The sequence below is a fragment of the Roseococcus sp. GW821-FHT12F05 genome (assembly GCF_058806835.1).
In genome coordinates this window covers 349,715-368,645 of record NZ_JBXAQB010000001.1, presented here as the reverse complement: position 1 = coordinate 368,645, position 18,931 = coordinate 349,715, and the positions used below count along the sequence as shown (strand labels likewise).

Here is an 18,931-nt window from a genome sequence, read left to right as displayed (position 1 = left end):
CTTTTGCTGGAATACGGTCATGTTCGACGCCCGCGTGAAGGCCATTCTCGGCCCGACCAACACCGGAAAGACCCATCTCGCGATGGAGCGCATGCTCGCGCATTCCTCGGGGATCATCGGTTTCCCGCTGCGCCTGCTGGCGCGCGAGAACTATGACCGCATGGTAGCCCAGAAGGGCGAGGCCAACGTCGCGCTCATCACCGGCGAGGAGAAGATCATCCCGCCGGAGGCGAAATGGTTCGCCTGCACGGTCGAGGCCATGCCCTTGGACCGCAAGGCGGAATTCCTGGCCGTCGACGAGATCCAGCTCTGCGCCGACCCAGACCGCGGGCATATCTTCACCGACCGGCTGCTGCATGCGCGCGGCCTGGTCGAGACCATGTTCATGGGCGCCGAGACCATCCGGCCGCTGCTGCAGCGCCTGGTGCCGCAGGTCGAGATCGAGACCCGGCCGCGCCTCTCCAAGCTGGAATATGCCGGCCCGGCCAAGCTCACGCGGCTGCCCGCGCGCAGCGCTGTGGTCGCCTTCTCCGCGCAGGAGGTCTACGCGATCGCCGAAGCCATCCGGCGGCGCCGCGGCGGCTGTGCCGTGGTCATGGGTCGTCTGTCCCCGCGCACGCGCAACGCGCAGGTGAAGATGTACCAGGACCGCGAGGTCGATTTCCTGGTCGCCACCGACGCCATCGGCATGGGCCTCAACATGGACGTCGACCATGTGGCCTTCGCGAGCCTGCAGAAGTTCGACGGCCATTCCCCCCGCGCCCTGACCGCGCAGGAGGCCGCGCAGATCGCCGGCCGCGCCGGCCGCGGCATGCGCGACGGCACCTTCGGCGTCACCGCCGAATGCCCGCCGCTGTCCGACGAGATGGTCGAGAAGATCGAGGGCCATCACTTCGAGCCGCTGCAGGCGCTGGCCTGGCGCAACAGCGACCTGGACTTCTCCAACGTCGAGGCGCTGCTCGACAGCCTGGGCGCCCCCGCGCCGCAGCCCGGCCTGACCAAGGGCAACGACGCGACCGACCACATCACGCTGAGCCTGCTCGCCCGCGAGGAGGCCATCCGCAAGCTCGCCTCCTCCCGTGGCCGCGTGGCCGAGCTGTGGGAAGCCTGTCAGATCCCCGACTTCCGCAAGCTGGCGGACGACACCCACACCCGCCTGGTCGCGCGCATCTTCACGCATCTGGCCGAGGACGGCGCGCTGCCCTCCGACTGGATCGCCTCGCAGATCGCCTCCTGCACCAGCACCGAGGGCGACCTCGACACGCTGATGGCGCGCCTCTCCGCCATCCGCGTCTGGGCCTATATCGCCGCCCGCGCCGACTGGGTGCGCGATGCCAGCACACAGCAGGAGGCCGCCCGCGCCGCCGAGGACGCCGTCTCCGACGCGCTGCACGAGCGCCTCACGGCCCGCTTCGTGGACCGCCGCGCCGCGCACCTCATCCGCAGCCTCGACAACACGCAGGACGAGCTGCTCTCCGCCGTCACGCGCCAGGGCGAGGTGGTGGTCGAGGGCCACAAGGTCGGCCAGGTCGTCGGCTTCGAGTTCGTGCCCGAGCTGGGCGAGGGCGGCGACGAGGAGAAGAAGCTCATCCTCCGCGCCGCACGCCGCGCGCTCGTGCAGGAGATCCCGCGCCGGCTGGCCGCGCTGGACATCGCCAAGGTCGAAAGCCTGGCGCTGACCTCCGAGCACCGCATCACCTGGGACGGCGCCGAGATCGCCCGCCTCAAGATGGGCAGTGAGCCCGGCAAGCCGCAGATCGAGGTCAACGCGTCCGAGTTCCTGGACGGCCCGCAACGGGAGCGCGTGCGCTTGCGGCTGGCCGGCTGGATCGAGGGCGTGCTCTCCAAGGATCTGGCCGCCATCGGCGCCATCGAGGCCAAGGCCGCCGAGGACAACACGCTGCGCGGCCCGGCCTTCCAGCTGCGCGAGACGCTCGGCCTCAAGCCCGGCGACACCCGCAACAACATCGGCCATGAGCTGCGCGCCAAGCTCAAGGCGATCGGCATCCGGGCCGGCCGCTTCGCGCTCTACGTGCCCGAGGCGCTGAAGCCCCGCCCCATGGCGCTGCGCGCGCAGCTCTGGGCGCTGAGCTACGACCTGCCGACGCCGACGCTGCCGGCGCCGGGCCTGGTCTCCATCCCCTCCGACGGCGTGATGGCGCTCTCCTGGCCCGAGGGCTTCGCCCCCATCATGGGCTGGGTGCCCGCCGGCCCGGTGCTGCTGCGCCTCGATGTCGCCGAGCGCGTGGCGGCCGAGCTCGGCTACCTCACCCGCCGCGCGCCCGCCGCGCTGCCGCCCGAGATCCTGGGCCGCTTCGGCATCAAGGGCGACATGCTGGAGCCGGTGCTGTCGGCGCTCGGCTTCCGCCTGATCCCCTCCGAGCCGCTGCCGGAGGACATGCAGGGCCCCGTGCTGCCGGCGATGGTGGCCTGGGCGCGCCCCGCCGCCCCGCCGCGCCGCCAGCACCAGCCGAGCCGCGGCCGCGGGCCGCATCCGAACCAGCGCCGCGAGCAGGCGCCGGTCGAGGGGGCACCCGTCGCCGCCGAGGGCGAGGCGCCGGCCGAGGGCGCCGAGGCACCGCGCCGCCATGACGGCCCGCGCCGTGACCGCAACCGCGGCCCCTTCCCCGGCAAGGGCGCCCCGCGCCACGGCCAGGGCGCGCCGCGCGAGGCCCGCCCCGAGGGCCCGGCGGGCGAGGCCCCTCGCCCCGAGAATGGCCGCCCCGAGGGCGCCCGGAACGACAACGGTCCGCGCCGCGACGGCAACCGCGGCAACTTCCCCAACAAGGGCGGCCCCCGCCGCGACGACCGGCGCGGCCCGCCGCGCGACCGCGATCGCGACCGCTCGGGCGGTCCCGAGACGCGCACCTTCCACGAGGACCGGCCCTCCACCAGCGTCGAGGACAGCCCCTTCGCCGCGCTGATGAAGCTCAAGCTCAAATAGCGCATGGAGAGGGGTGGGGACTTCCTGCGCCTCGATGCCTGGCTCTGGCACGCACGCCTGGCCAGGTCCAAGCCGCTCTGCGGCGCGCTGATCGAGGCGGGCGGCTTCCGCCTCAACCGCCAGCCCGTCACCAAGGCCCATGCCCGCATCCGCGTGGGCGACGTGCTCACCTTCGTGTCGGCGGGCGAGGTCCGCGTCTGGCGCGTCCTGGCCCTCGGCGAGCGCCGCGGCCCGCCCGAAGAGGCCCGCGCGCTCTACGAGGAAGTCCCGGAGGGATGAGCCTGGGGGCAGGCATGAGCGACCGGCGCTTGTCAACGTGGCGCCGCGGCGTCATTTCTACCGCGACTGCGAAGATCGGGAGCTGCCTTCGTGACTTATGTCGTCACCGAAAACTGCATCAAGTGTAAGTTCATGGATTGCGTCGAGGTCTGTCCGGTCGACTGCTTCTACGTGGGCGAGAACTTTCTGGTCATCCATCCGGACGAGTGCATCGACTGCGGCGTCTGCGAGCCGGAATGCCCTGCCGAGGCGATCCTGCCGGACAGCGACGACAAGGCGACGCCCTGGCTCGAGATCAACCGCAGCTATGCGCAGTCCTGGCCGAACATCACCCGCAAGGGCGAGCCGCCGGCCGATGCGGAGGAGTGGAAGGGCAAGCCCGGCAAGGCCGAGCTGCTGAGCCCGGAGCCCGGAACGCCCTGAGGGGCTGACGCGAGGGGGGCTTCCGAGGGAGGCAGAATGCCTCTCTGTGCGTGACATGGCGCCTTTTTTGTGCTACATGATCGCGACGGAAGCGCAATCTCCACGGCCAGAAGGCAAGAGGTGCCAAGGGGTTCAGCGCATTCGGCTCCCTCCTCCCTGGGTTGCAGGAGTCTCGTCGCACATGGCCACGTCGCCTCGGAGTAAATCCTCGTCCGCGCGCGCCAGAAAGGCCCCGTCCCCCGTCAAGAAACCGGCCGCCAAGGCCAAGCCTGCGAAGGCTGCCGCCAAGGCCGCGCCACGGCCGGCCCCCAAGCGGGCGGCGCCCAAGCCCGCGGCGCGAAAGCCGGCCCCCAAGCCCGCGGCAAAGCCGGCCGCGCGCAAGGCGGCCCCGGCGCCCAAGCCCGTCAAGGCGACGGCCCGCAAGCCGGCGGCCAAGCCGGCCGCCAAGCCCACCCCCAGAGCGGCCGCGAAGCCGGCTCCGAAGTCGAAACCGGCGGCCAAGACGGCCGCCAAGCCCAAAGCCACTCTCACCAAGGCAGCAACCCGACCAGTGACCAGCAGCAAGGCCTCCCCGGCCAAGTCCCCTCCCAAAGCTCCCGCCGCGAAGGCGCCCGCTCCCGCCAGGCCCGTTCCCGCCGCCGCGAAGCCGGCTCCCGTCGAGGCGCCCACGCCGGCCGTGGCCGAGGCGCCGGCCCCGGCTCCCGCCGCCGCTCCGGTTGCGCCGGCCGCCCCCCGCCCCAACATCATCGTTGCTGCACCGCCGAACATGCCGATGCGCAGCGGCGGCAACCCGATGTCTCCGCGTCCGCCCATGGGAAGGCCCAACATGCCGCCATCCTTTGCCGTCCGTAGCCCCGGTCGCCCCGGCTTCGCCGAGCAGCAGGCCGGTCCGCCGCGTCCGCCGGCCGCCAAGATCGAGCTCAAGGCCGGCGATCATGTCGTCTATCCCACCCATGGCGTCGGCACCGTGCAGGGCATCGAGGTCATCGAGGCCGCGGGCATGGAACTGCAGATGATCGTCGTCACCTTCGACGAGAACCGCATGACCCTACGCGTGCCCGTGAACAAGGTGCCCACGGCCGGCCTGCGGAAGCTCTTCACCCAGAAGGAGTTCGAGGCCGCGATCGACACGCTGAAGGGCCGCGCGCGCATCAAGCGCACCATGTGGTCGCGCCGCGCGCAGGAATACGAGGCGAAGATCAACAGCGGCGACCCGATCCAGATTGCCGAGGTCGTGCGCGACCTGCAGCGCAACGCCGGCCAGCCCGACCAGTCCTTCAGCGAGCGCCAAATCTACGAGCAGGCGCTGGAGCGGCTGGCGGCGGAATACGCGGCCATCGAGAAGATCGACAAGCTGACCGCGAGCGACCAGCTCGTCGCCTTCGCCAAGGCCAGCTGAGCGGATCATGCCCGTCGCAGCGCCCTCCTCCACCATCGAGGAGGTGATCGCCGATCTCGAGGAGGGGTTTTCCCTCTTCGACGATTGGGAGGACCGCTACCGGTATCTGATGGACATGGGCCGGGAGCTTCCCGTGCTCACGCCGGAGGAGAAGGTGGAGGCGAACCTCGTCCCCGGCTGCCAGTCGCGCGTGTGGTTCGTCCCCCGCCGCGAGGGCGAGCGCCTGTATTTCCGCATCAACAGCGACGCCGCGATCGTGCAGGGGCTGATGGCGCTGGTGCTGCGCGTCTTCAACGGCCGCACGGTGGAGGAGATCCGCGAGGCGGATCCGAATTTCCTCACACGCCTCGGCCTCGGCGAGCATATCAGCCTCTCGCGCCGGAATGGCGTGGCCTCGGTGCTGGCCCGCATCCAGGCGGCGGCGCGGGCCTGAGCCGCATGAACGTCCTGATCTTCGGCGCCACCGGCATGGTCGGGCAGGGCGTGCTGCGCGAATGCCTGCTGGCGCCGGACGTCGCGCAGGTGCGCGCCATCGGCCGGAGCCGCACCGGCATGGCGCATGCGAAGCTGAACGAGCTGATCCATGCGGACCTCTTCGACTACTCCGCCATCCAGGAGGAGCTGACGGGCTTCAACGCCTGCTTCTTCTGCCTCGGCGTCTCCTCGGTCGGCATGGACGAGGCCGCCTACCGGCACGTGACCTACGACCTGACGATGGCCGCCGCGCGGGCGCTGGCGCCGCTCAATCCGGGCATGACCTTCGTCTATGTCACCGGCGCCGGCACGGACAGCACGGAGAAGGGCCGCAGCATGTGGGCGCGGGTGAAGGGCGAGACGGAGAACGCGTTGCAGCGGCTGCCCTTCAAGGCCGTGTACCTGTTCCGGCCGGGCGCCATCCAGCCGCTGCACGGGGCGCGGCCGAAGGTGGGATGGATCTACGCGACCTATCTGCTGATGAGTCCCGTCTTCAGCCTGGCGCGCCGGCTTGCGCCGCGCTGGGTGCTGACAACCGAGGTGATCGGCCAGGCCATGCTTGGCGTCGCACGGCACGGCGCGCCGAAGGCGATCCTGGAGCCGCCGGACATCGACGCCGCAGCGAGGGAAGCCGGATGACCGAGCCGCATCGCTGCCGCTGGTGCGAGAGCGACCCGCTGCTGCGCGCGTATCACGACACGGAATGGGGCGTGCCGGAGCGAGATTCCCGCGCGCTGTGGGAACTGCTGAATCTCGAGGGCGCGCAGGCCGGGCTCGCCTGGATCACGGTGCTGCGCAAGCGCGAGGGGTATCGCCGTGCTTTCGCTGGCTTCGATCCGGAGAAGGTCGCGGCCTTTGGCGCGGCGGATGTCGAGCGGCTGATGGGTGATGCCGGCATCATCCGTGCGCGGGCGAAGATCGAGGCGACCATCGGCAATGCGCGCGCCTACCTCGCGATGCAGGCGGCCGGCGAGGATTTTTCCGAATTTGCCTGGGCGATGGTGGGCGGCAAGCCGATTCAGGGCGACGGCGTGACGATCCATGCGAAGACGGAGCTTTCGGAGGCGATGTCCAAGGCGCTGAAGAAGAAGGGCTTCAAGTTCGTGGGCCCGGTGATCGTCCACTCCTGGATGCAGGCGGCGGGCATGGTGAACGACCACGCGAAGGATTGTTTCCGGCGCTTTCCGAAAGGCGGCTAGCGGATCGGGGTCTAGGGCCTTTCGGCCCCAGCGGGTGCAGGGTGGAGCCCTGCCTCTACCTGCCCCATACCGTCTTCGACACCATCACCACGCAGCACACCGCCGCATAGGCGACGAAGGAGCACGCGACGATCGCCGCCAGCGTCGCGATATCGGCGCCGAACACGCTCACCGCCACCCAGCCCAGCCCCGCCGCGACCACCAGCCGTCCCGTGACGCCGAGGAACGGCCACAGCATGTGCCCCGCCCCCTGGCCGGCGAAGGAGATCACGAAGCCCAGCCCGAAGAGCCCATAGGCCGGCGCGACGATGCTGAGATAGGTCGACGCCGGGGCCAGCACGTCCGCCTCGTCGGTGAACAGGTTCAGCCAGAGGCCCGGGTGCAGCGCCACCACCAGCCCCACCACGCCGGTGAAGCCCGCGCCCACGAGCCCGCCCGTCCAGGCGATCTCGCGCGCCCGCGGCCGCCGGCCGGCACCGATGTTCACGCCCACCATGGTCAGCACCGCCGAGGACAGCCCGAACAGCACCGGGATCAGCAGGTAGTCGAGCCGCGAGGCGATGCCGTAGCCGGCCAGCGCATGCGTGCCGAAGAGCCCGACCGCGCCCGTCACCAGGATCACGGTGAGGTTGGTCTGGATGGTGCTCAGCGCCGTCGGCAGGCCGACCTTCAGGATGTCGGCGAAGAGCCGTCCTTGCAGCGGCGCCCAGCGCAGCGCGATCCCCGAGCGGCCGGAGGCCATGTAGCGCAGCAGCACGAGCGAGGCGCCGCCGAAATACAACGCGAAGGCCAGCCCGCCGCCGGCGATGCCCAGCCGCGGGATGGGCCCGAAGCCGAAGATCAGCGCCGGCGAGGCCGGGATCATCACCAGCGCGCCGCCCAGCGTCACCAGCGCCGGCACCTTCACATTGCCCGAGCCGCGCAGCGCCGCGGAGAGCAGATTCACCAGCCAGATCGCGATGGAGCCCGCGAAGATCCAGTTGGAATAGGTCAGCGCCGCCTCCAGCGCCCCGTCGCGCCCGCCCAGCGAGCGGTAGAGCCAGGGCCCGCCCTGGATCGTGCCCCAGGTGAAGAGCGCGCCGACGACCAGCGCCAGCACGATCGCGTGCAGCACCAGCGCATCGGCGTCGCGCTGGCGGCCGGCGCCGATCGCGCGCGCCACGGCCGAGGCCACGCCGCTGCCCAACCCCCCGCCCGACATCATCATCATGAGCATGTAGACCGGGAAGACGAGGGCCACGCCCGCCAGCGCGTCGGTGCCGAGCAGGCCGACATAATAGCCCTCGGCCACGTTCACCGCCGTCTGGGCGATGAGCACCGAGATGGTGGGCAGCGCCAGGCGCAGCAGCGTGGCGAGGATGGGCCCCTCCAGCATGGCCGCGCGGGCGGCGGCCTTGCGGTCCGCCGGCTTCGCGGCGGCAGCGGGCGAGGGGAGGGCGGCGGCCTGGCTCATGGCGCTCAGGCTGCGGCGCGGTAGATCGGCGCGCCGGAGGGAGCGCCGGTGTGGCCGCCGTCCACGACGATCTCGGCCGCGGTGACGTGCCTCGCGTCGTCCGAGGCGAGGTAGAGCACGGCCTTCGCGATGTCCTCCGCCTCGCCCATCTTCCCGAGCGGGATGGCGCGGGAGAGCTGGGCATCCAGGGCGTCCATCGCCGCCTCGGTCGGCGCGGCGGCGGACCAGATCGGCGTGCGCGTGCCGCCGGGAACCACGAGGTTCACGCGGATGCCCTTGGGCGCGAGCTCGGAGGCCAGCACGCGTGACATGGCGCGCAGCCCGGCCTTGGCCGCCGCATAGGCCGACCAGCCCGCCACGCCGAGCACCGCATGCACGGAGCCGTTGAGGATCACCGAGGCGCCCCGGCTCAGATGCGGCAGCGCCGCCTGGACGGTGAGGAAGCTGCTGTCGAGGTTGTTGCGGACGATGTGGGAGAAGGCCTCGGCCGTGGTGCCGCCCAGCGGCGTCCCGCCGCCGATGCCGGCATTGGCGAAGACGATGTCGATCTTGCCGAAGCGCGCGATGCCCTCGGCCACCGCGCGCTCGGCCGCGCCCTCCTCGGTGGCGTCGGCCTGCACGGCGAGCGCCCTGTCGCCGAGCTCGCGCTGCGTGGCGTCGAGCGTCTGCCGGTTGCGCCCGGTGACGATCACCTCGGCCCCCTCGGCGAGGAAAAGCCTCGCGGTGGCGAGGCCGATGCCGCTGGTGCCGCCCGTGATGAGCGCCGTCTTGCCTTGGAGACGCATGGGGAAAGTCCTTGTCCGGAAAGGCCGAATGAGCTTGAAGCCCGGGCCGCAGGTTGTTAGATTACGATCATAATGATTGATTACGATCGTAATGCAATGGCGCCCGCCAAAGATGGACGGGATGTCATCCGGAGCAGATCATGAGGTACGCGAAAGGCCACAAGGACGGGACGCGGCAGCACATCGTCGAGGTCGCGGCCCGAAAATTCCGGGAGGAGGGCGTGGCGGCCGCCGGCATCGCCGGGCTCATGGCCGAGGCTGGGCTGACCAACGGCGCCTTCTACAACCACTTCGACTCCAAGGAGCACCTGGTCCGCGAGGCGATGGCGCATGCGCTCGGCAAGCAGGCGGCGCTGCGGGAGGCCAGCCCCGGCACCGGCACGGACTGGATCCGCAGCTATCTCAGCCCCAGCCATCGCGACGGGCCGGGCCAGGGCTGCTTCACCGCAGCCCTGGCGGCCGAGATCGCCCGGCACCCGGAGCCGACGCGCGAGGCCTTTACGGGCGCCGTTGCCGGGACCATAGGCCGGATCGCGGCCGAGATTCCCGAGGGCACGCCGGAAGAGCGCGAAAGCAAGGCGATGGCGGTCTACGGGATGATGGTCGGCACGCTGCAGCTCGCGCGCGCCGTGACCGATCGCGCGCTGTCCGACCGCATCCTGGCCGGCGGGCTGAAGGCGGCGCTGGCGATGATCGGAAGGCCCGTCAGCGATCCAGGCTGAAGCTGCGCGTCACGCTGCCGTTGGGGCCGCTCATCGTGCCGGTGCCGGAGATGTCGCCCGGCGCCGCGCGGGTCACGCTGCCCTGCCGCGACCAGGTCTGGCCGTAAGGACCGGTCACGCTCCGGCTGCGCGAGCAGGTGCCGTTCGCGCAGCCGCGCGAGGCCGACCCGCTCCAGGTGCCCCGCCAGGTGGTGACGCTGCCGGAGCGCGAGCGCGCCTCGGCAAGGTCCGGCGCCAGGCCGGCCAGCAGGGCGAGGCCGGCCGCGGCGAGGAGGGGCGCGCGCATCAGCGCCCCGCCTGGGCGAGCGCGTCGCGGCATGGCGCCGAGAGCCGCTCGCCGTTCTGCCGCAGGCAGGCGAGGATCCGCCCGTCGCCGCGCGGCACGCTGCTGCAATAGGCCTGGTAGTCGGCGCGGCAGGCCTGGGCCAGCGCGCGCCCCGGCCGTTGCTGCTGCGCGCAGGCCGGCAGGGCGGCGAGCGCGAGCAGGGCGGTCAGTGCAAATCGATGCATGGGGCGAACTCCCTCCGTTGGGTCGCGCCTGATACGCGCCGAGGGGACAAGAATCGTCGCGCGGCCTACCAGTAATGGGGCCGCCGCAGGACGACGACCGGCCGCCGCACCACCACCGGCGGCGCGACCACGACGGGCGGCGGCACCACGATCGCGGGCCGCCAGGCTGGGACGATCACCACGCGCGGGGGCGCATAGACCGGCACCGGCTCGACGATCACCATGCGGGCCTGGGACACCCCTGGCGCGGCGACGGCCAGGGCCACGGCGAGCGGCCGGATTGCGGACAGCATCATGCGATTTCTCCTCTCGGGAACGGATCGGGCTGCCCGCTGGAAGGCGCGGGCGGGGCAGGGCAGGCGGCCGGTGGCCGGAAGGGCCTCCGGCCGCCGAGGCTGGGCTGACGGCCATCCGCATCCGGCGCCGTGCATTCCGCGCCGCTCCGCACGCAGCGGGACAGCAGCAGGATCAGGAAGCAGGATCGGGACAGCTTCGGCATGGCCCTGATACGTGCCGGCGGCCGCCAGTCGTCGCGGGCGATGCTCGCCCCATGATCCCCGCGATTTTCGCGACGACTTTCCCGGCCGGGGCCGTATCAGCTCCCGTGACGGGCCGGGCTGGGCGTGATGGACGTGGCGGCTGAGTGGATGGAACAGGAGGCGCCGGCTTCCGATGCGGCGCTCATGCGCCGCGTCGTGGGCGGCGACGAGCGCGCCTTCCGCTGGCTCGCCGATCGCCACGCGCCGCGCCTCCTCCGCTTCGCCGACCGTCTCCTCGGCGGCGCCGCCGAGGCCGAGGAGGTCACCCAGGAGGTGCTGCTGCGCCTCTGGCGCGAGGCCGCCCGCTGGGAGCCGGAGCGCGGCGCCCTCGGCACCTGGCTGCACGCCATCGCCTACCGGCTCTGCCTGGACCGCCTGCGCCGCCGCCGCGGCACCCTGCCGCTGGAGGCCGTGCTGGAGGCGCCCGATGACGCCCCGTCCCCCTTCGACGCCACGGCGCGACAGGCCGAGCTCGCCCGGCTCGACGCGAGCCTGGCCCGCCTGCCCGACCGCCAGCGCGCCGCCCTCGCCCTCTTCTACCAGCAGGAGATGGACGGCGCGCAGGCCGCCGTCGCGATGCGGCTGGAGCTGCGCGCCTTCTGGTCGCTGCTGCGCCGCGGCCGCCAGGCCCTCCGCGAGATGATGGACCCCTGACCATGCGCCCCGCCGATTTTTCCGACCTGCTCGACACCTGCGGCGCCGACCCGGACCGCTGGCCGCCGGGATTGCGCGAGGCGGCCCTGGCCCATCGCGACGCGGACCCGATGGCCCGTGCCGCCTGGGAGCGGGCCGCCGCCCTGGACGCGCTGCTCGTCGCGCCGCGCGTGGAGGACCCGGCGCGCAGCGCCGCCGTGGTCGAGGCCGCGCTGCGCCGCCTGCGCGCCGAGCGCGACCGCCCCGGCCGCTGGTCCGCCTTCTGGCAGGATTGGCGCTGGATCCTGGCCCGGCCGCTGGGCGCCGGCCTTGCCGCCATGATGGTCGCCGGCTGGCTGGTGGGCCACCAGCCGCCGGTCGCCCGCGGCGCCCCGGCCATCGACCTGCTGCTGACCGACCCATCGCTCTTCGAGGAACTCGCCCCATGACGAACCTGTCGCGGCTCCGCCTGGTGCTGGCCGTGTCGTTGGCGCTGAACCTCTTCGGCGGAGGCTACCTCGCCGCGCGCCACTGGGGCGGCAGCGGAGTTTCCTTCGCCGACCCGATGCTGGGGGTGGAGGATTCGGACCGCCCGCTCCGCCGCCTCCTCGCCGCCCTGCCGCCGGCCGATGCCGAGACCCTGCGCCAGGCCTTCGCCGCCGGACGGCCCGCCTTGCGCACGCATTTCCTCGCGCTGCGCCAGGCCACGGAGGAGGTCCGCGCCGAGCTGGCCCGCGATCCCGTCGATCCCGAGCGGCTGCGGAACGCCCTCATGGCCGTCCAGTCGCGCCGCGGCCGGCTGGCCGAGACCGTCGGCATGCTCGTGCTCGAGGCGGCGCCGCGGCTCTCGCTGACCGGGCGCCAGGTGCTGGCGGGATTCCGGCTGATGCGCTGACGCGGGCGGAGTGTCCTGGGAAGGCTTCCAAGGCATAGTATGTCCCAAAGGAGGGACCGCCCCATGGCCACGCTGCTGCCCGCCGAGCTCGCCTGGTACGCCACCGGCCGCTTCTACGAGACCGGCAAGGGCGAGCTGGCCGACTACGGCTACTTCCTGCACCTGCCCTTCCCCGGCGTGCCGCTCTTCGCCGGCCCGCCGGGCGAGACGGCCGCGCATTTCACCTTCGCCGCCACGCCCTTCCAGGCGCCGGAGATCGGGAACGGCGCGCTGAAGCTGGGGCTCGATCCGGTCGGCGAGTTCTCGATCCACCTGCAGCGCCGGCCGGCCGGGACCTTCGACGACCCGGCCTCCTTCGCGCTGGGCGAGCGCATCGCCACCTTCCGCCGCACCAGCCTGGTGGCGGGCACGACCGTCGAGACCGGCGCCGGCAGGAGCCTGATCGGCACCAACGTCTTCTCGGCGCGGCTGCTCTCCAGCGTGGCCTTCGACTTCGGCGGCGGCCGGCACGATCTCGCGGAGCACATCGGCCGGGGCGTCACCCAGTTCGGAACCTCCGCGGCCGCGCCCATCTCGCCGATGCCGAAGGGGTACACGATGGTGCTGCCGTTCACGGGATCGGCCGTGGCGCTGGGGTAGTTGGGAGGGGCCCTGTCCTCAGGCCAGCCCCACTTCCTCCTGCCGCCGCTTGTCGATCTCCTCGCCGTAGCGGCGCAGCACGTGGCTCGCCGTCAGCGAGCCGATGACCTTGCGGCTCTCCGCGCCGTCCAGCACGGCCAGCGCCTCGACCTCCACGCTGTCGAAGACCGCCATGGCCTCCTTCGCGTTCATCGCCGGCAGCAGCGCCACGTCCTTCAGCTTCAGCAGCGGGGCGATGGTCTCGGCGGTCGTCTCCGGCGCATGCGCCTCGACGACCAGCACCACGCCGGCGTAGCGGCCGGCCTCGTCCAGCGCGATCACGCGCTCGGTCGAGCCCAGCGGAAAGTCGCGCCGGAAGGAGGAGAGCTTGGTGTCGAACCGCACCGTCCGCACGTCGCGCCGCATGAGCTTGCCGACGGTCAGGTCGCGCAGCCAGCCTACGTCATGCGCGGAGCGGATGGTCTCGCCGCGCAGGTGGAAGCGCCAGGTGGCGAAGGAGTAGCCGAAGGTCCGCCGCGTCACGAGGCCGGAGACCGCCACCGCCGTCAGCACCGCGCCGGCCACCGCGAAGTTGCCGGTGCTCTCCAGCGCGAGGAAGGTCATGGCCAGCGGCGCGCCGATCACCGCCGTGCCGAAGGCGCTCATCCCCACGACGGCGAGGAAGAGCGGGTCCACCGGATGCAGCCCGATCTCGGGCGGCAGCGCGGCGAAGATCTTGCCCAGCAGCGCGCCCATCAGCAGCGAGGCGAAGAAGAGGCCGCCGCGGAAGCCCGCGCCCAGCGAGAGCGCCGAGGCCGCCGCCTTCACCACGAGCAGCAGCAGAGCGGCCTTCAGCGGCCCTTCCGTGCTGAAGGCGTAGTGGAGCGCCCCATGCCCCGCCGAGAGCGCGCCGGGAGACAGCAGCGCCAGCACGCCCACGCCGAGCCCGCCGACGGCCGGCCGCAGGGGCGCCCAGGGCACGCCGGTCTTGAAGGCGTTCTCGATCATGCTCACGCCGCGCATCAGCGCCACCGCCGCCAGCGCGCAGAGCACGCCGAGCGCCAGCGCCAGCAGGTAGCCGTCCCAGGCCGGCGAGGGCACGCCGCCGGGCTGCACCAGGTAGGTCTGCCCGCTCAGCAGCCGCGTCGTCAGGATCGCCGCGACCGCGGAGGCCACCACGGGCGCCAGCGAGGCGATGGCATAGGTGCCGATCACCAGCTCGAAGGCATAGAAGGCGCCGGTCAGCGGCGCGTCGAAGGCCGCCGCGATGGCGCCCGCCGCGCCGCAGCCCACCAGCACGCGCAAATCGCCGCGCCGCAGGCCGAGCCGCCGCCCCAGCCGCGAGGCGACGCCGCCGCCGACCTGAGTGTAGCCCGCCTCCAGCCCCACCGAGGCGCCGAAGCCGTTGGAGATGATGTTCTGCACGGCCACGACGACGCCGTCCCAGAGCGACATCCGCCCGCCGAACAGCGCATTGGCCTCGATGGGATCCACCGGCTGGCGCGGCCGCCAGCGCGCGATCCCGATGTTCACGACGCCCAGCACGACGCCGCCCAGCGCCGGGACCAGCAGGAGCTGGAGCGGGGACACCCCGCGCGCGAGGCTCACCCCATGCGCCACGCCCTCGCCGAAGAGCAGCAGGTGCAGGCCCTGCGCCGCGCCGCTCATCGCGGTGGCGAGCAGGCCGGCGGCGATGCCGGCGATCACCGCGAGGAAGACGAGCCCCAGCTCCCCGCCGCGGACCCAGGCGCGGAACGCGCTCATCCGGCCGACCGGCGCGGCGGACGCCTCGGAGAGGGGATTGGGATCGGCCGGGACGGCGGCAGGAGGAGTCACGGGCAGGCTGACCAGAAGATGCACGCATCCTAGAACCCGTAATCCGGCGAATCAGCGGCAGCCGGCGCATCGCTGCAATGCCCTCAGCGGCGCCCGATCTCCCCGAGGTCGAAGGGCGTCGTCTGGTAGAGCTGATTGATCCAGTTGCCGAAGAGCAGGTGCGCGTGGCTGCGCCAGTGGTTCAGCGGTGGCCGCCGGGGATCGTCGTCCGGGAAGTAGTTCCGCGGCGGCGCGATGGGCTTTCCGGCGGCGACGTCCCGAAAGTACTCCTCGCTCAGCGAGTTCGAATCATACTCGATGTGGTTGAACATGAAGAGCGCGCGGCGCGCCGGATCCTCCAGCAGGCAGAGGCCCGCCTCCTCGGATTCCATCAGCACGCGCAGCCCGCCTTCCGCCGGGATGTCCTCCCGCCGCACTTCGGTCCAGCGGGAGACCGGGATGCCGAAGTCGTCCGAGAAGCCACGCAGGAAGGGCGAGGCCGGCGCGAGGTTCTGGTGCCGGTGCACGCCGAAGGCCTTTTCCGCCAGCGGGTATTTCGGCATGCCGTGGAAGTGGTGCACCGCGGCCTGCGCACCCCAGCAGACATGGAAGCTGTGGTGCACATGGGTCTGCGTCCAGTCGAAGACGCGGCGCAGCTCGTCCCAGTAGGTCACCTGCTCGAAGGGCAGCGTCTCCACCGGCGCGCCGGTGACGATGAAGCCGTCGAAGCGCTCGGCGCGGATGTCCTCCCAGTCGCGATAGAAGGAGAGGATGTGCTCGCCCGGCGTGTTGCGCGCGACGTGGTTGGTCATCTTCACCAGCGTCAGCTCGACCTGCAGCGGCGTGGCGCCCAGCAGCCGCGCGAACTGCGTCTCGGTGCGGACCTTGTCGGGCATCAGGTTGAGCAGCCCGATGCGCATGGGGCGGATGTCCTGGCGCATGGCGTCGGCCTCGCGCATCACCATGACGCCCTCGGCCTCCAGCGTGGCGCGGGCGGGCAGGTCGTCGGGAATCCTTATCGGCATCGGCGGAAAACCTCGGGCATGTCCATCCTCCGTGGTTCGGAGCGGAACGGACGCCGTGGCTGGAACCCGTTTGGTTGCCGGTTCGGCCACATCCTCCCTTGCGGGAGCGCCACCTTGCCCGGGGAGGCAGGTTGGCGTTGGGCGCCGGCCCAACTCCTGATGTGCCGCAATGCCTAATCGGCGCTTCGCCGATTGGCAACACCCCGCCGAAGGTCCCGAATCACGCGTGAAGGCTAACCCAGGCCCAGCGCCCGCAGCTCGGAGATGGCGGCGCGGACGGGGGTGAAGCCCGCCACCGCGTCCAGCGCGGCGAGGCGCATGCTCCGCCGCTCGCCCTCGGAGAGCGAGAGCAGCCGCCGCAGCGCGGCGTCCACCGCCGCCTCGTCGGTGGTGTCGGCGAGGAAGCCGTTCACCCCGTCCTCGATGAAGTCGGCCGAGCCGCCGAGCCGGGGCGCCAGCGCCAGGCAGCCGCAGGCCATGGCCTCGGCCGAGGTGCGGCCGAAGGCCTGGTAGTCCGAGAGGTCGAGGAAGGCATCGGCCTCGCGCAGCAGCTCCGCGACGCCGGCCTGGCTCAGCCGGCCGATCAGGGTCACGCCCTCCGGGCACTCCAGCCCGAGCGCGGTCAGGTCCTCGGCCGAGGCGCCGAAGCCGGTCGCCTCCACCGGCCCGAACTCGCCGGCGGCGAGGCGGCCGAGCAGGCGCAGCGTGCGCTGCGGCGCGCGGCGCGGCGTGCTCGGCCGCACCATGGCGACGACGCGCAGCGCCGTGGCTTCCGCGCGGCGGGACGGGCGATAGAGACCGTGGTCGATGCTCGGCACCACCATCTCGGAGGCATGGCCGTGCGAGGCCTGCACCATCTCCGCGATCCAGCGCGACTTGGCGAAGTAGGAGCAGTTGCGCAGGAGGGAGAAGCTGGCGATGGCCATGCTGTGCTCCATGCTGCCCTCGGCATAGAAGAGCGGCTCGTAGTCCTGCACGTAGTAGCCGGTGCGGAAGGCGGGCCCGCGGACGGTCTTCGCGGCCTCGGCGATGCTGTGCGCCGAGGTGTTGGTGGTCGCGACCACCACGTCGTCGCCGGCGATGAGCCGCCCCAGCTCCTGCGGCCCCTCGAAGACCGCGACGCCACCGTCCAGCACCCAGTCGAAGCGCCCGTAATTCTCCCGGAAGCCCGCGGCATTGGCGGCGTTCACCAGGATGCGCGCCTCGACGCCGAGGTCGCGCATCGCCGCCACCTCCTGCACGACGGAATGCGCGCCGCCGGCGCCGCCGCGCACCGGCAGGACGAAGGAGAGGCGCGTCATGCTGGCTCCCCCTTGGCTGGCTCCCCCTTGGCCGGCTCTCCCTGGGCCAGGAGCTCCGCGATGCCGGCGAGGCGGCCGCGCAGCCGGCCGAGCACGGCGCTCTCCTGCATCATCCGCTCCAGCGCGGGGATCACGATTCCGGGGTGCTTGTTGGTCATCTCGAGTCCGCCGGCGCGTGTCAGGCCGGTGCGCGCGACGCCGAAGGACACGCTCTTGTGGTGGAAGACGAAGCAGTCGTCCGCGACGACCAGCCGGAAGCCCGCGGCGCGCGCGCGCAGGCAGAGGTCGGTCTCCTCGCCGTAGCCCATGGGGAAGGCCTCCTCGTCGTAGAGGCCCACGCGATCGAAGACCTCGCGGGAGATCAGCGTGCAGAAGCCGTTGAGCAGCGGAAAGTCGGGATAGGCGCGCTCGGTGGCGCCGTCGAGCAGGGCCTGCACCCGGTCCAGGTGCTCCGGCCGGATGGCGTCGTTGGTGGACCAGCTGCCGTCCGGCCGCTTCACCGCGGGCAGGCTCTGCCAGCTCGCGGCGTTGGAGAGGGGGCCGACCATGCCGGCGCCGGGCCGCGCCCGCGCCGCCGCGTGCAGCCGGTCCAGCCAGCCCTTCGGCACCACCGTGTCCGAGTTCAGCACCACCACCCAGTCGGCCCCGGTGAGCGTCACGCCCTCGTTGATGGACTTGGTGTAGCCGCGGTTCACCTCGCGCCGGTGCAGGACCAGCCGCGGGTCGCGCGCCACCTCCTCGCGCAGCATGCCGGCGGTGAGGCCGCCGCTTCCGTCGTCCACCACGACGACCTGCATGGGCCCCGTGGCGGCGGCGCAGAGCGCGCGCAGGCAGGCGCGCACCTCGGCGCCGCCATTGTGGACGGGCACGATCACCTGGGTGAAGGGATGCGCGCCGCCGGCCGTGCGGGGAGACGCGCGCAGCGGCGCCGGCTCCGGAGCGGCGCCATGGACGCGGGCGAAGGCCCCGGCGCGCGCGAGGGTTCCTTCCAGCCGCCCGTCCTCGAAGCGCTGCGACGTGGGAGCCTCCGGCGCGGGGCGGGGCACCAGCGCGGCGAGGCCCTTGGCGGCCACGGCCTCGACGGCGAGCCAGGCGCCGGCCTCCTCCGCCGCGGGGTAGAACTCGACGGGGATCTGCACCGGGCGGCGGAAGGCGCGCGCCCGGCGCAGCATGCGCAGCCGGCGGAAGCTGCCGCCCTCCCGCGTCTGCAGGGAGACCTCCAGCACGGCATGCATGTGCGGCTCGGTCGCCTCGGGCAGCCAGGCGGTGACGAGCAGCGGGCCCGGCGGCACCTCGTCCATGCGGAAGAACAGCGAGACGCGCGGCGAGGGCGCGTCGAGCACCAGCCGCACGCCGGGGCCCGGCAGCATCTCGAAGCGCTGGGTGACGGCGGGGGGCAGGGCGCCGCCGTGCAGCCCCTCGGCCAGCTCCGCCATCGCCGCCGGGATCACGCTGGCCAGGCCGGCGGGCCAGAGGGTCAGCAGGCCGGCGGCGGCTTCCGGCGGCGCGGCGGGCGCGTCCTCCGATGCGTCGTCGCCGGCGCCGTCCCCTGGCGCGGCCTCGAGGCGCAGCGGCGAGCCGGAGAGCTCCCGGCCGGTGACGAGGTGGAAGGCGCGGGCCTCGCGCGCGATGCCGTCGCGCAGGGCGGCCGGCAGCGGCCAGTCGATGACGAAGCCGCCGGCGCCGTCCCCGCGCGCCGTCAGCACGCGCGTGCCGAGGCCCTCGATGTCGAGGCCGATCTCGGGCGCTTCGCCGGAGTGGGAATCGGGGTGGAGGGGGGTGGAACGGGCCCAGCCGCGCAGTGACGGCGGATCGGGGTGGAAGCGCAAGGCGCCGTCGCCGACCTCCTGTCCCGTCTCGGTGCTGCCATCCATGCGGTCGCTAATACCTTCCACGGCCTGTATCCGCATAGCATCG

The 18,931-nt window shown here is 72.5% G+C and carries 22 protein-coding genes and 1 riboswitch; of the genes, 12 read left to right on the top strand and 10 right to left on the bottom strand.

Features of this window, described 5'->3' with window-relative positions; all coding sequences use genetic code 11:
* The first annotated feature begins 19 nt into the window (after positions 1–19).
* From AC1ROY_RS01895 to fdxA, 3 genes are all read left to right on the top strand, one after another.
* Entirely contained in the window at positions 20–2,944 is a 2,925-nt protein-coding gene (locus tag AC1ROY_RS01895) for a helicase-related protein (RefSeq protein ID WP_493146611.1), read from the top strand.
* Positions 2,945–2,947: 3 nt separating this feature from the next.
* Entirely contained in the window at positions 2,948–3,223 is a 276-nt protein-coding gene (locus AC1ROY_RS01890; RefSeq protein WP_493146610.1) for an RNA-binding S4 domain-containing protein, read from the top strand.
* 90 nt (positions 3,224–3,313) lie between these two features.
* Positions 3,314–3,646 (top strand): ferredoxin FdxA, encoded by a 333-nt coding sequence (fdxA, locus tag AC1ROY_RS01885; RefSeq protein WP_493146609.1) that lies wholly within the window; start codon positions 3,314–3,316, stop codon positions 3,644–3,646.
* Between the two features lie 132 nt (positions 3,647–3,778).
* Here the strand turns inward: fdxA and AC1ROY_RS01880 are convergent, their stop codons facing one another.
* Entirely contained in the window at positions 3,779–4,474 is a 696-nt protein-coding gene (locus tag AC1ROY_RS01880) for a hypothetical protein (RefSeq protein WP_493146608.1), read from the bottom strand.
* On the opposite strand from AC1ROY_RS01880, the gene AC1ROY_RS01875 reads away from it, so the two are divergent.
* Genes AC1ROY_RS01875 through AC1ROY_RS01860 form a run of 4 tightly spaced genes read left to right on the top strand, consistent with a single transcriptional unit; the run spans position 4,473 to position 6,718 of the window.
* On the top strand, positions 4,473–5,045 hold the full coding sequence (locus AC1ROY_RS01875) for a CarD family transcriptional regulator (RefSeq protein ID WP_493146606.1): 573 nt from the start codon (positions 4,473–4,475) through the stop codon (positions 5,043–5,045). The genes AC1ROY_RS01880 and AC1ROY_RS01875 overlap by 2 nt on opposite strands.
* A gap of 7 nt (positions 5,046–5,052) precedes the next feature.
* Positions 5,053–5,478, top strand: coding sequence for a SufE family protein (locus tag AC1ROY_RS01870; RefSeq protein WP_493146605.1), 426 nt, complete (start codon positions 5,053–5,055; stop codon positions 5,476–5,478).
* Between the two features lie 5 nt (positions 5,479–5,483).
* Positions 5,484–6,158, top strand: coding sequence for an NAD-dependent epimerase/dehydratase family protein (locus AC1ROY_RS01865; protein WP_493146604.1), 675 nt, complete (start codon positions 5,484–5,486; stop codon positions 6,156–6,158).
* Positions 6,155–6,718: a DNA-3-methyladenine glycosylase I gene (locus tag AC1ROY_RS01860; RefSeq protein ID WP_493146603.1), complete on the top strand. Its 564-nt coding sequence runs from the start codon at positions 6,155–6,157 to the stop codon at positions 6,716–6,718. Before AC1ROY_RS01865 ends, AC1ROY_RS01860 begins: the two co-directional genes overlap by 4 nt.
* 55 nt (positions 6,719–6,773) lie before the next feature.
* On the opposite strand, the gene AC1ROY_RS01855 is transcribed toward AC1ROY_RS01860, so the two are convergent.
* Together AC1ROY_RS01855 and AC1ROY_RS01850 are read right to left on the bottom strand one after the other, a co-directional pair.
* Entirely contained in the window at positions 6,774–8,171 is a 1,398-nt protein-coding gene (locus AC1ROY_RS01855) for an MATE family efflux transporter (protein WP_493146601.1), read from the bottom strand.
* A 5-nt stretch (positions 8,172–8,176) separates the two neighbouring features.
* A complete protein-coding gene (locus AC1ROY_RS01850) occupies positions 8,177–8,956 on the bottom strand; it encodes an SDR family oxidoreductase (RefSeq protein WP_493146600.1) in 780 nt (259 codons plus the stop codon).
* Positions 8,957–9,096: 140 nt separating this feature from the next.
* On the opposite strand from AC1ROY_RS01850, the gene AC1ROY_RS01845 reads away from it, so the two are divergent.
* Positions 9,097–9,678 (top strand): TetR/AcrR family transcriptional regulator, encoded by a 582-nt coding sequence (locus AC1ROY_RS01845; RefSeq protein WP_493146599.1) that lies wholly within the window; start codon positions 9,097–9,099, stop codon positions 9,676–9,678.
* On the opposite strand, the gene AC1ROY_RS01840 is transcribed toward AC1ROY_RS01845, so the two are convergent.
* From AC1ROY_RS01840 to AC1ROY_RS01830, 3 genes are all read right to left on the bottom strand, one after another.
* Positions 9,662–9,964, bottom strand: coding sequence for a hypothetical protein (locus AC1ROY_RS01840; protein ID WP_493146598.1), 303 nt, complete (start codon positions 9,962–9,964; stop codon positions 9,662–9,664). The genes AC1ROY_RS01845 and AC1ROY_RS01840 overlap by 17 nt on opposite strands.
* A complete protein-coding gene (locus AC1ROY_RS01835; RefSeq protein ID WP_493146597.1) occupies positions 9,964–10,188 on the bottom strand; it encodes a cysteine rich repeat-containing protein in 225 nt (74 codons plus the stop codon). The genes AC1ROY_RS01840 and AC1ROY_RS01835 overlap by 1 nt, the downstream gene beginning before the upstream one ends.
* Before the next feature lie 65 nt (positions 10,189–10,253).
* A complete protein-coding gene (locus tag AC1ROY_RS01830) occupies positions 10,254–10,484 on the bottom strand; it encodes a hypothetical protein (protein ID WP_493146596.1) in 231 nt (76 codons plus the stop codon).
* A 330-nt stretch (positions 10,485–10,814) separates the two neighbouring features.
* Between AC1ROY_RS01830 and AC1ROY_RS01825 the strand changes: the two genes are divergently transcribed.
* From AC1ROY_RS01825 to AC1ROY_RS01810, 4 genes are all read left to right on the top strand, one after another.
* Positions 10,815–11,381 (top strand): sigma-70 family RNA polymerase sigma factor, encoded by a 567-nt coding sequence (locus AC1ROY_RS01825; RefSeq protein ID WP_493146594.1) that lies wholly within the window; start codon positions 10,815–10,817, stop codon positions 11,379–11,381.
* Positions 11,382–11,383: 2 nt separating this feature from the next.
* Positions 11,384–11,809 (top strand): hypothetical protein, encoded by a 426-nt coding sequence (locus tag AC1ROY_RS01820; protein ID WP_493146592.1) that lies wholly within the window; start codon positions 11,384–11,386, stop codon positions 11,807–11,809.
* Entirely contained in the window at positions 11,806–12,255 is a 450-nt protein-coding gene (locus AC1ROY_RS01815) for a periplasmic heavy metal sensor (protein ID WP_493146591.1), read from the top strand. The genes AC1ROY_RS01820 and AC1ROY_RS01815 overlap by 4 nt, the downstream gene beginning before the upstream one ends.
* A 63-nt stretch (positions 12,256–12,318) precedes the next feature.
* Positions 12,319–12,894 carry a hypothetical protein gene (locus tag AC1ROY_RS01810; protein ID WP_493146590.1) on the top strand — a complete coding sequence of 192 codons (576 nt, stop codon included), beginning with the start codon at positions 12,319–12,321 and terminating at the stop codon, positions 12,892–12,894.
* Between the two features lie 18 nt (positions 12,895–12,912).
* Here AC1ROY_RS01810 and AC1ROY_RS01805 read toward each other — a convergent pair whose 3' ends face one another.
* The 4 genes from AC1ROY_RS01805 to AC1ROY_RS01790 form a co-directional block, all read right to left on the bottom strand.
* On the bottom strand, positions 12,913–14,733 hold the full coding sequence (locus AC1ROY_RS01805; RefSeq protein WP_493146589.1) for a chloride channel protein: 1,821 nt from the start codon (positions 14,731–14,733) through the stop codon (positions 12,913–12,915).
* Positions 14,734–14,792: 59 nt separating this feature from the next.
* Positions 14,793–15,713 (bottom strand): homoserine O-succinyltransferase, encoded by a 921-nt coding sequence (locus AC1ROY_RS01800; protein ID WP_493146588.1) that lies wholly within the window; start codon positions 15,711–15,713, stop codon positions 14,793–14,795.
* A gap of 60 nt (positions 15,714–15,773) precedes the next feature.
* A riboswitch (SAM-I-IV-variant riboswitch) is annotated at positions 15,774–15,881 on the bottom strand.
* 65 nt (positions 15,882–15,946) lie between these two features.
* Positions 15,947–17,014 (bottom strand): glycosyltransferase family 4 protein, encoded by a 1,068-nt coding sequence (locus AC1ROY_RS01795; protein ID WP_493146587.1) that lies wholly within the window; start codon positions 17,012–17,014, stop codon positions 15,947–15,949.
* The gene (locus AC1ROY_RS01790; RefSeq protein WP_493146586.1) at positions 17,011–18,888 is read right to left on the bottom strand and encodes a glycosyltransferase family 2 protein; all 1,878 of its coding nucleotides are present in this window, start codon (positions 18,886–18,888) and stop codon (positions 17,011–17,013) included. The genes AC1ROY_RS01795 and AC1ROY_RS01790 overlap by 4 nt, the downstream gene beginning before the upstream one ends.
* Positions 18,889–18,931 lie beyond the last annotated feature (43 nt).

What these genes read in the sequence shown, in the direction of transcription:
- AC1ROY_RS01895 (WP_493146611.1), top strand. Translation starts at nt 20, where the DNA reads ATGTTCGACGCCCGCGTGAAGGCCATTCTCGGCCCGACCAACACCGGA.
- AC1ROY_RS01890 (WP_493146610.1), top strand. Translation starts at nt 2,948, where the DNA reads ATGGAGAGGGGTGGGGACTTCCTGCGCCTCGATGCCTGGCTCTGGCAC.
- AC1ROY_RS01875 (WP_493146606.1), top strand. Translation starts at nt 4,473, where the DNA reads ATGCCGCCATCCTTTGCCGTCCGTAGCCCCGGTCGCCCCGGCTTCGCC.
- AC1ROY_RS01880 (WP_493146608.1), bottom strand. Translation starts at nt 4,474, where the DNA reads ATGTTGGGCCTTCCCATGGGCGGACGCGGAGACATCGGGTTGCCGCCG.
- AC1ROY_RS01870 (WP_493146605.1), top strand. Translation starts at nt 5,053, where the DNA reads ATGCCCGTCGCAGCGCCCTCCTCCACCATCGAGGAGGTGATCGCCGAT.
- AC1ROY_RS01865 (WP_493146604.1), top strand. Translation starts at nt 5,484, where the DNA reads ATGAACGTCCTGATCTTCGGCGCCACCGGCATGGTCGGGCAGGGCGTG.
- AC1ROY_RS01860 (WP_493146603.1), top strand. Translation starts at nt 6,155, where the DNA reads ATGACCGAGCCGCATCGCTGCCGCTGGTGCGAGAGCGACCCGCTGCTG.
- AC1ROY_RS01855 (WP_493146601.1), bottom strand. Translation starts at nt 8,171, where the DNA reads ATGAGCCAGGCCGCCGCCCTCCCCTCGCCCGCTGCCGCCGCGAAGCCG.
- AC1ROY_RS01850 (WP_493146600.1), bottom strand. Translation starts at nt 8,956, where the DNA reads ATGCGTCTCCAAGGCAAGACGGCGCTCATCACGGGCGGCACCAGCGGC.
- AC1ROY_RS01845 (WP_493146599.1), top strand. Translation starts at nt 9,097, where the DNA reads ATGAGGTACGCGAAAGGCCACAAGGACGGGACGCGGCAGCACATCGTC.
- AC1ROY_RS01840 (WP_493146598.1), bottom strand. Translation starts at nt 9,964, where the DNA reads ATGCGCGCGCCCCTCCTCGCCGCGGCCGGCCTCGCCCTGCTGGCCGGC.
- AC1ROY_RS01835 (WP_493146597.1), bottom strand. Translation starts at nt 10,188, where the DNA reads ATGCATCGATTTGCACTGACCGCCCTGCTCGCGCTCGCCGCCCTGCCG.
- AC1ROY_RS01830 (WP_493146596.1), bottom strand. Translation starts at nt 10,484, where the DNA reads ATGATGCTGTCCGCAATCCGGCCGCTCGCCGTGGCCCTGGCCGTCGCC.
- AC1ROY_RS01825 (WP_493146594.1), top strand. Translation starts at nt 10,815, where the DNA reads ATGGACGTGGCGGCTGAGTGGATGGAACAGGAGGCGCCGGCTTCCGAT.
- AC1ROY_RS01820 (WP_493146592.1), top strand. Translation starts at nt 11,384, where the DNA reads ATGCGCCCCGCCGATTTTTCCGACCTGCTCGACACCTGCGGCGCCGAC.
- AC1ROY_RS01815 (WP_493146591.1), top strand. Translation starts at nt 11,806, where the DNA reads ATGACGAACCTGTCGCGGCTCCGCCTGGTGCTGGCCGTGTCGTTGGCG.
- AC1ROY_RS01810 (WP_493146590.1), top strand. Translation starts at nt 12,319, where the DNA reads ATGGCCACGCTGCTGCCCGCCGAGCTCGCCTGGTACGCCACCGGCCGC.
- AC1ROY_RS01800 (WP_493146588.1), bottom strand. Translation starts at nt 15,713, where the DNA reads ATGCCGATAAGGATTCCCGACGACCTGCCCGCCCGCGCCACGCTGGAG.
- AC1ROY_RS01795 (WP_493146587.1), bottom strand. Translation starts at nt 17,014, where the DNA reads ATGACGCGCCTCTCCTTCGTCCTGCCGGTGCGCGGCGGCGCCGGCGGC.
- AC1ROY_RS01790 (WP_493146586.1), bottom strand. Translation starts at nt 18,888, where the DNA reads ATGGATGGCAGCACCGAGACGGGACAGGAGGTCGGCGACGGCGCCTTG.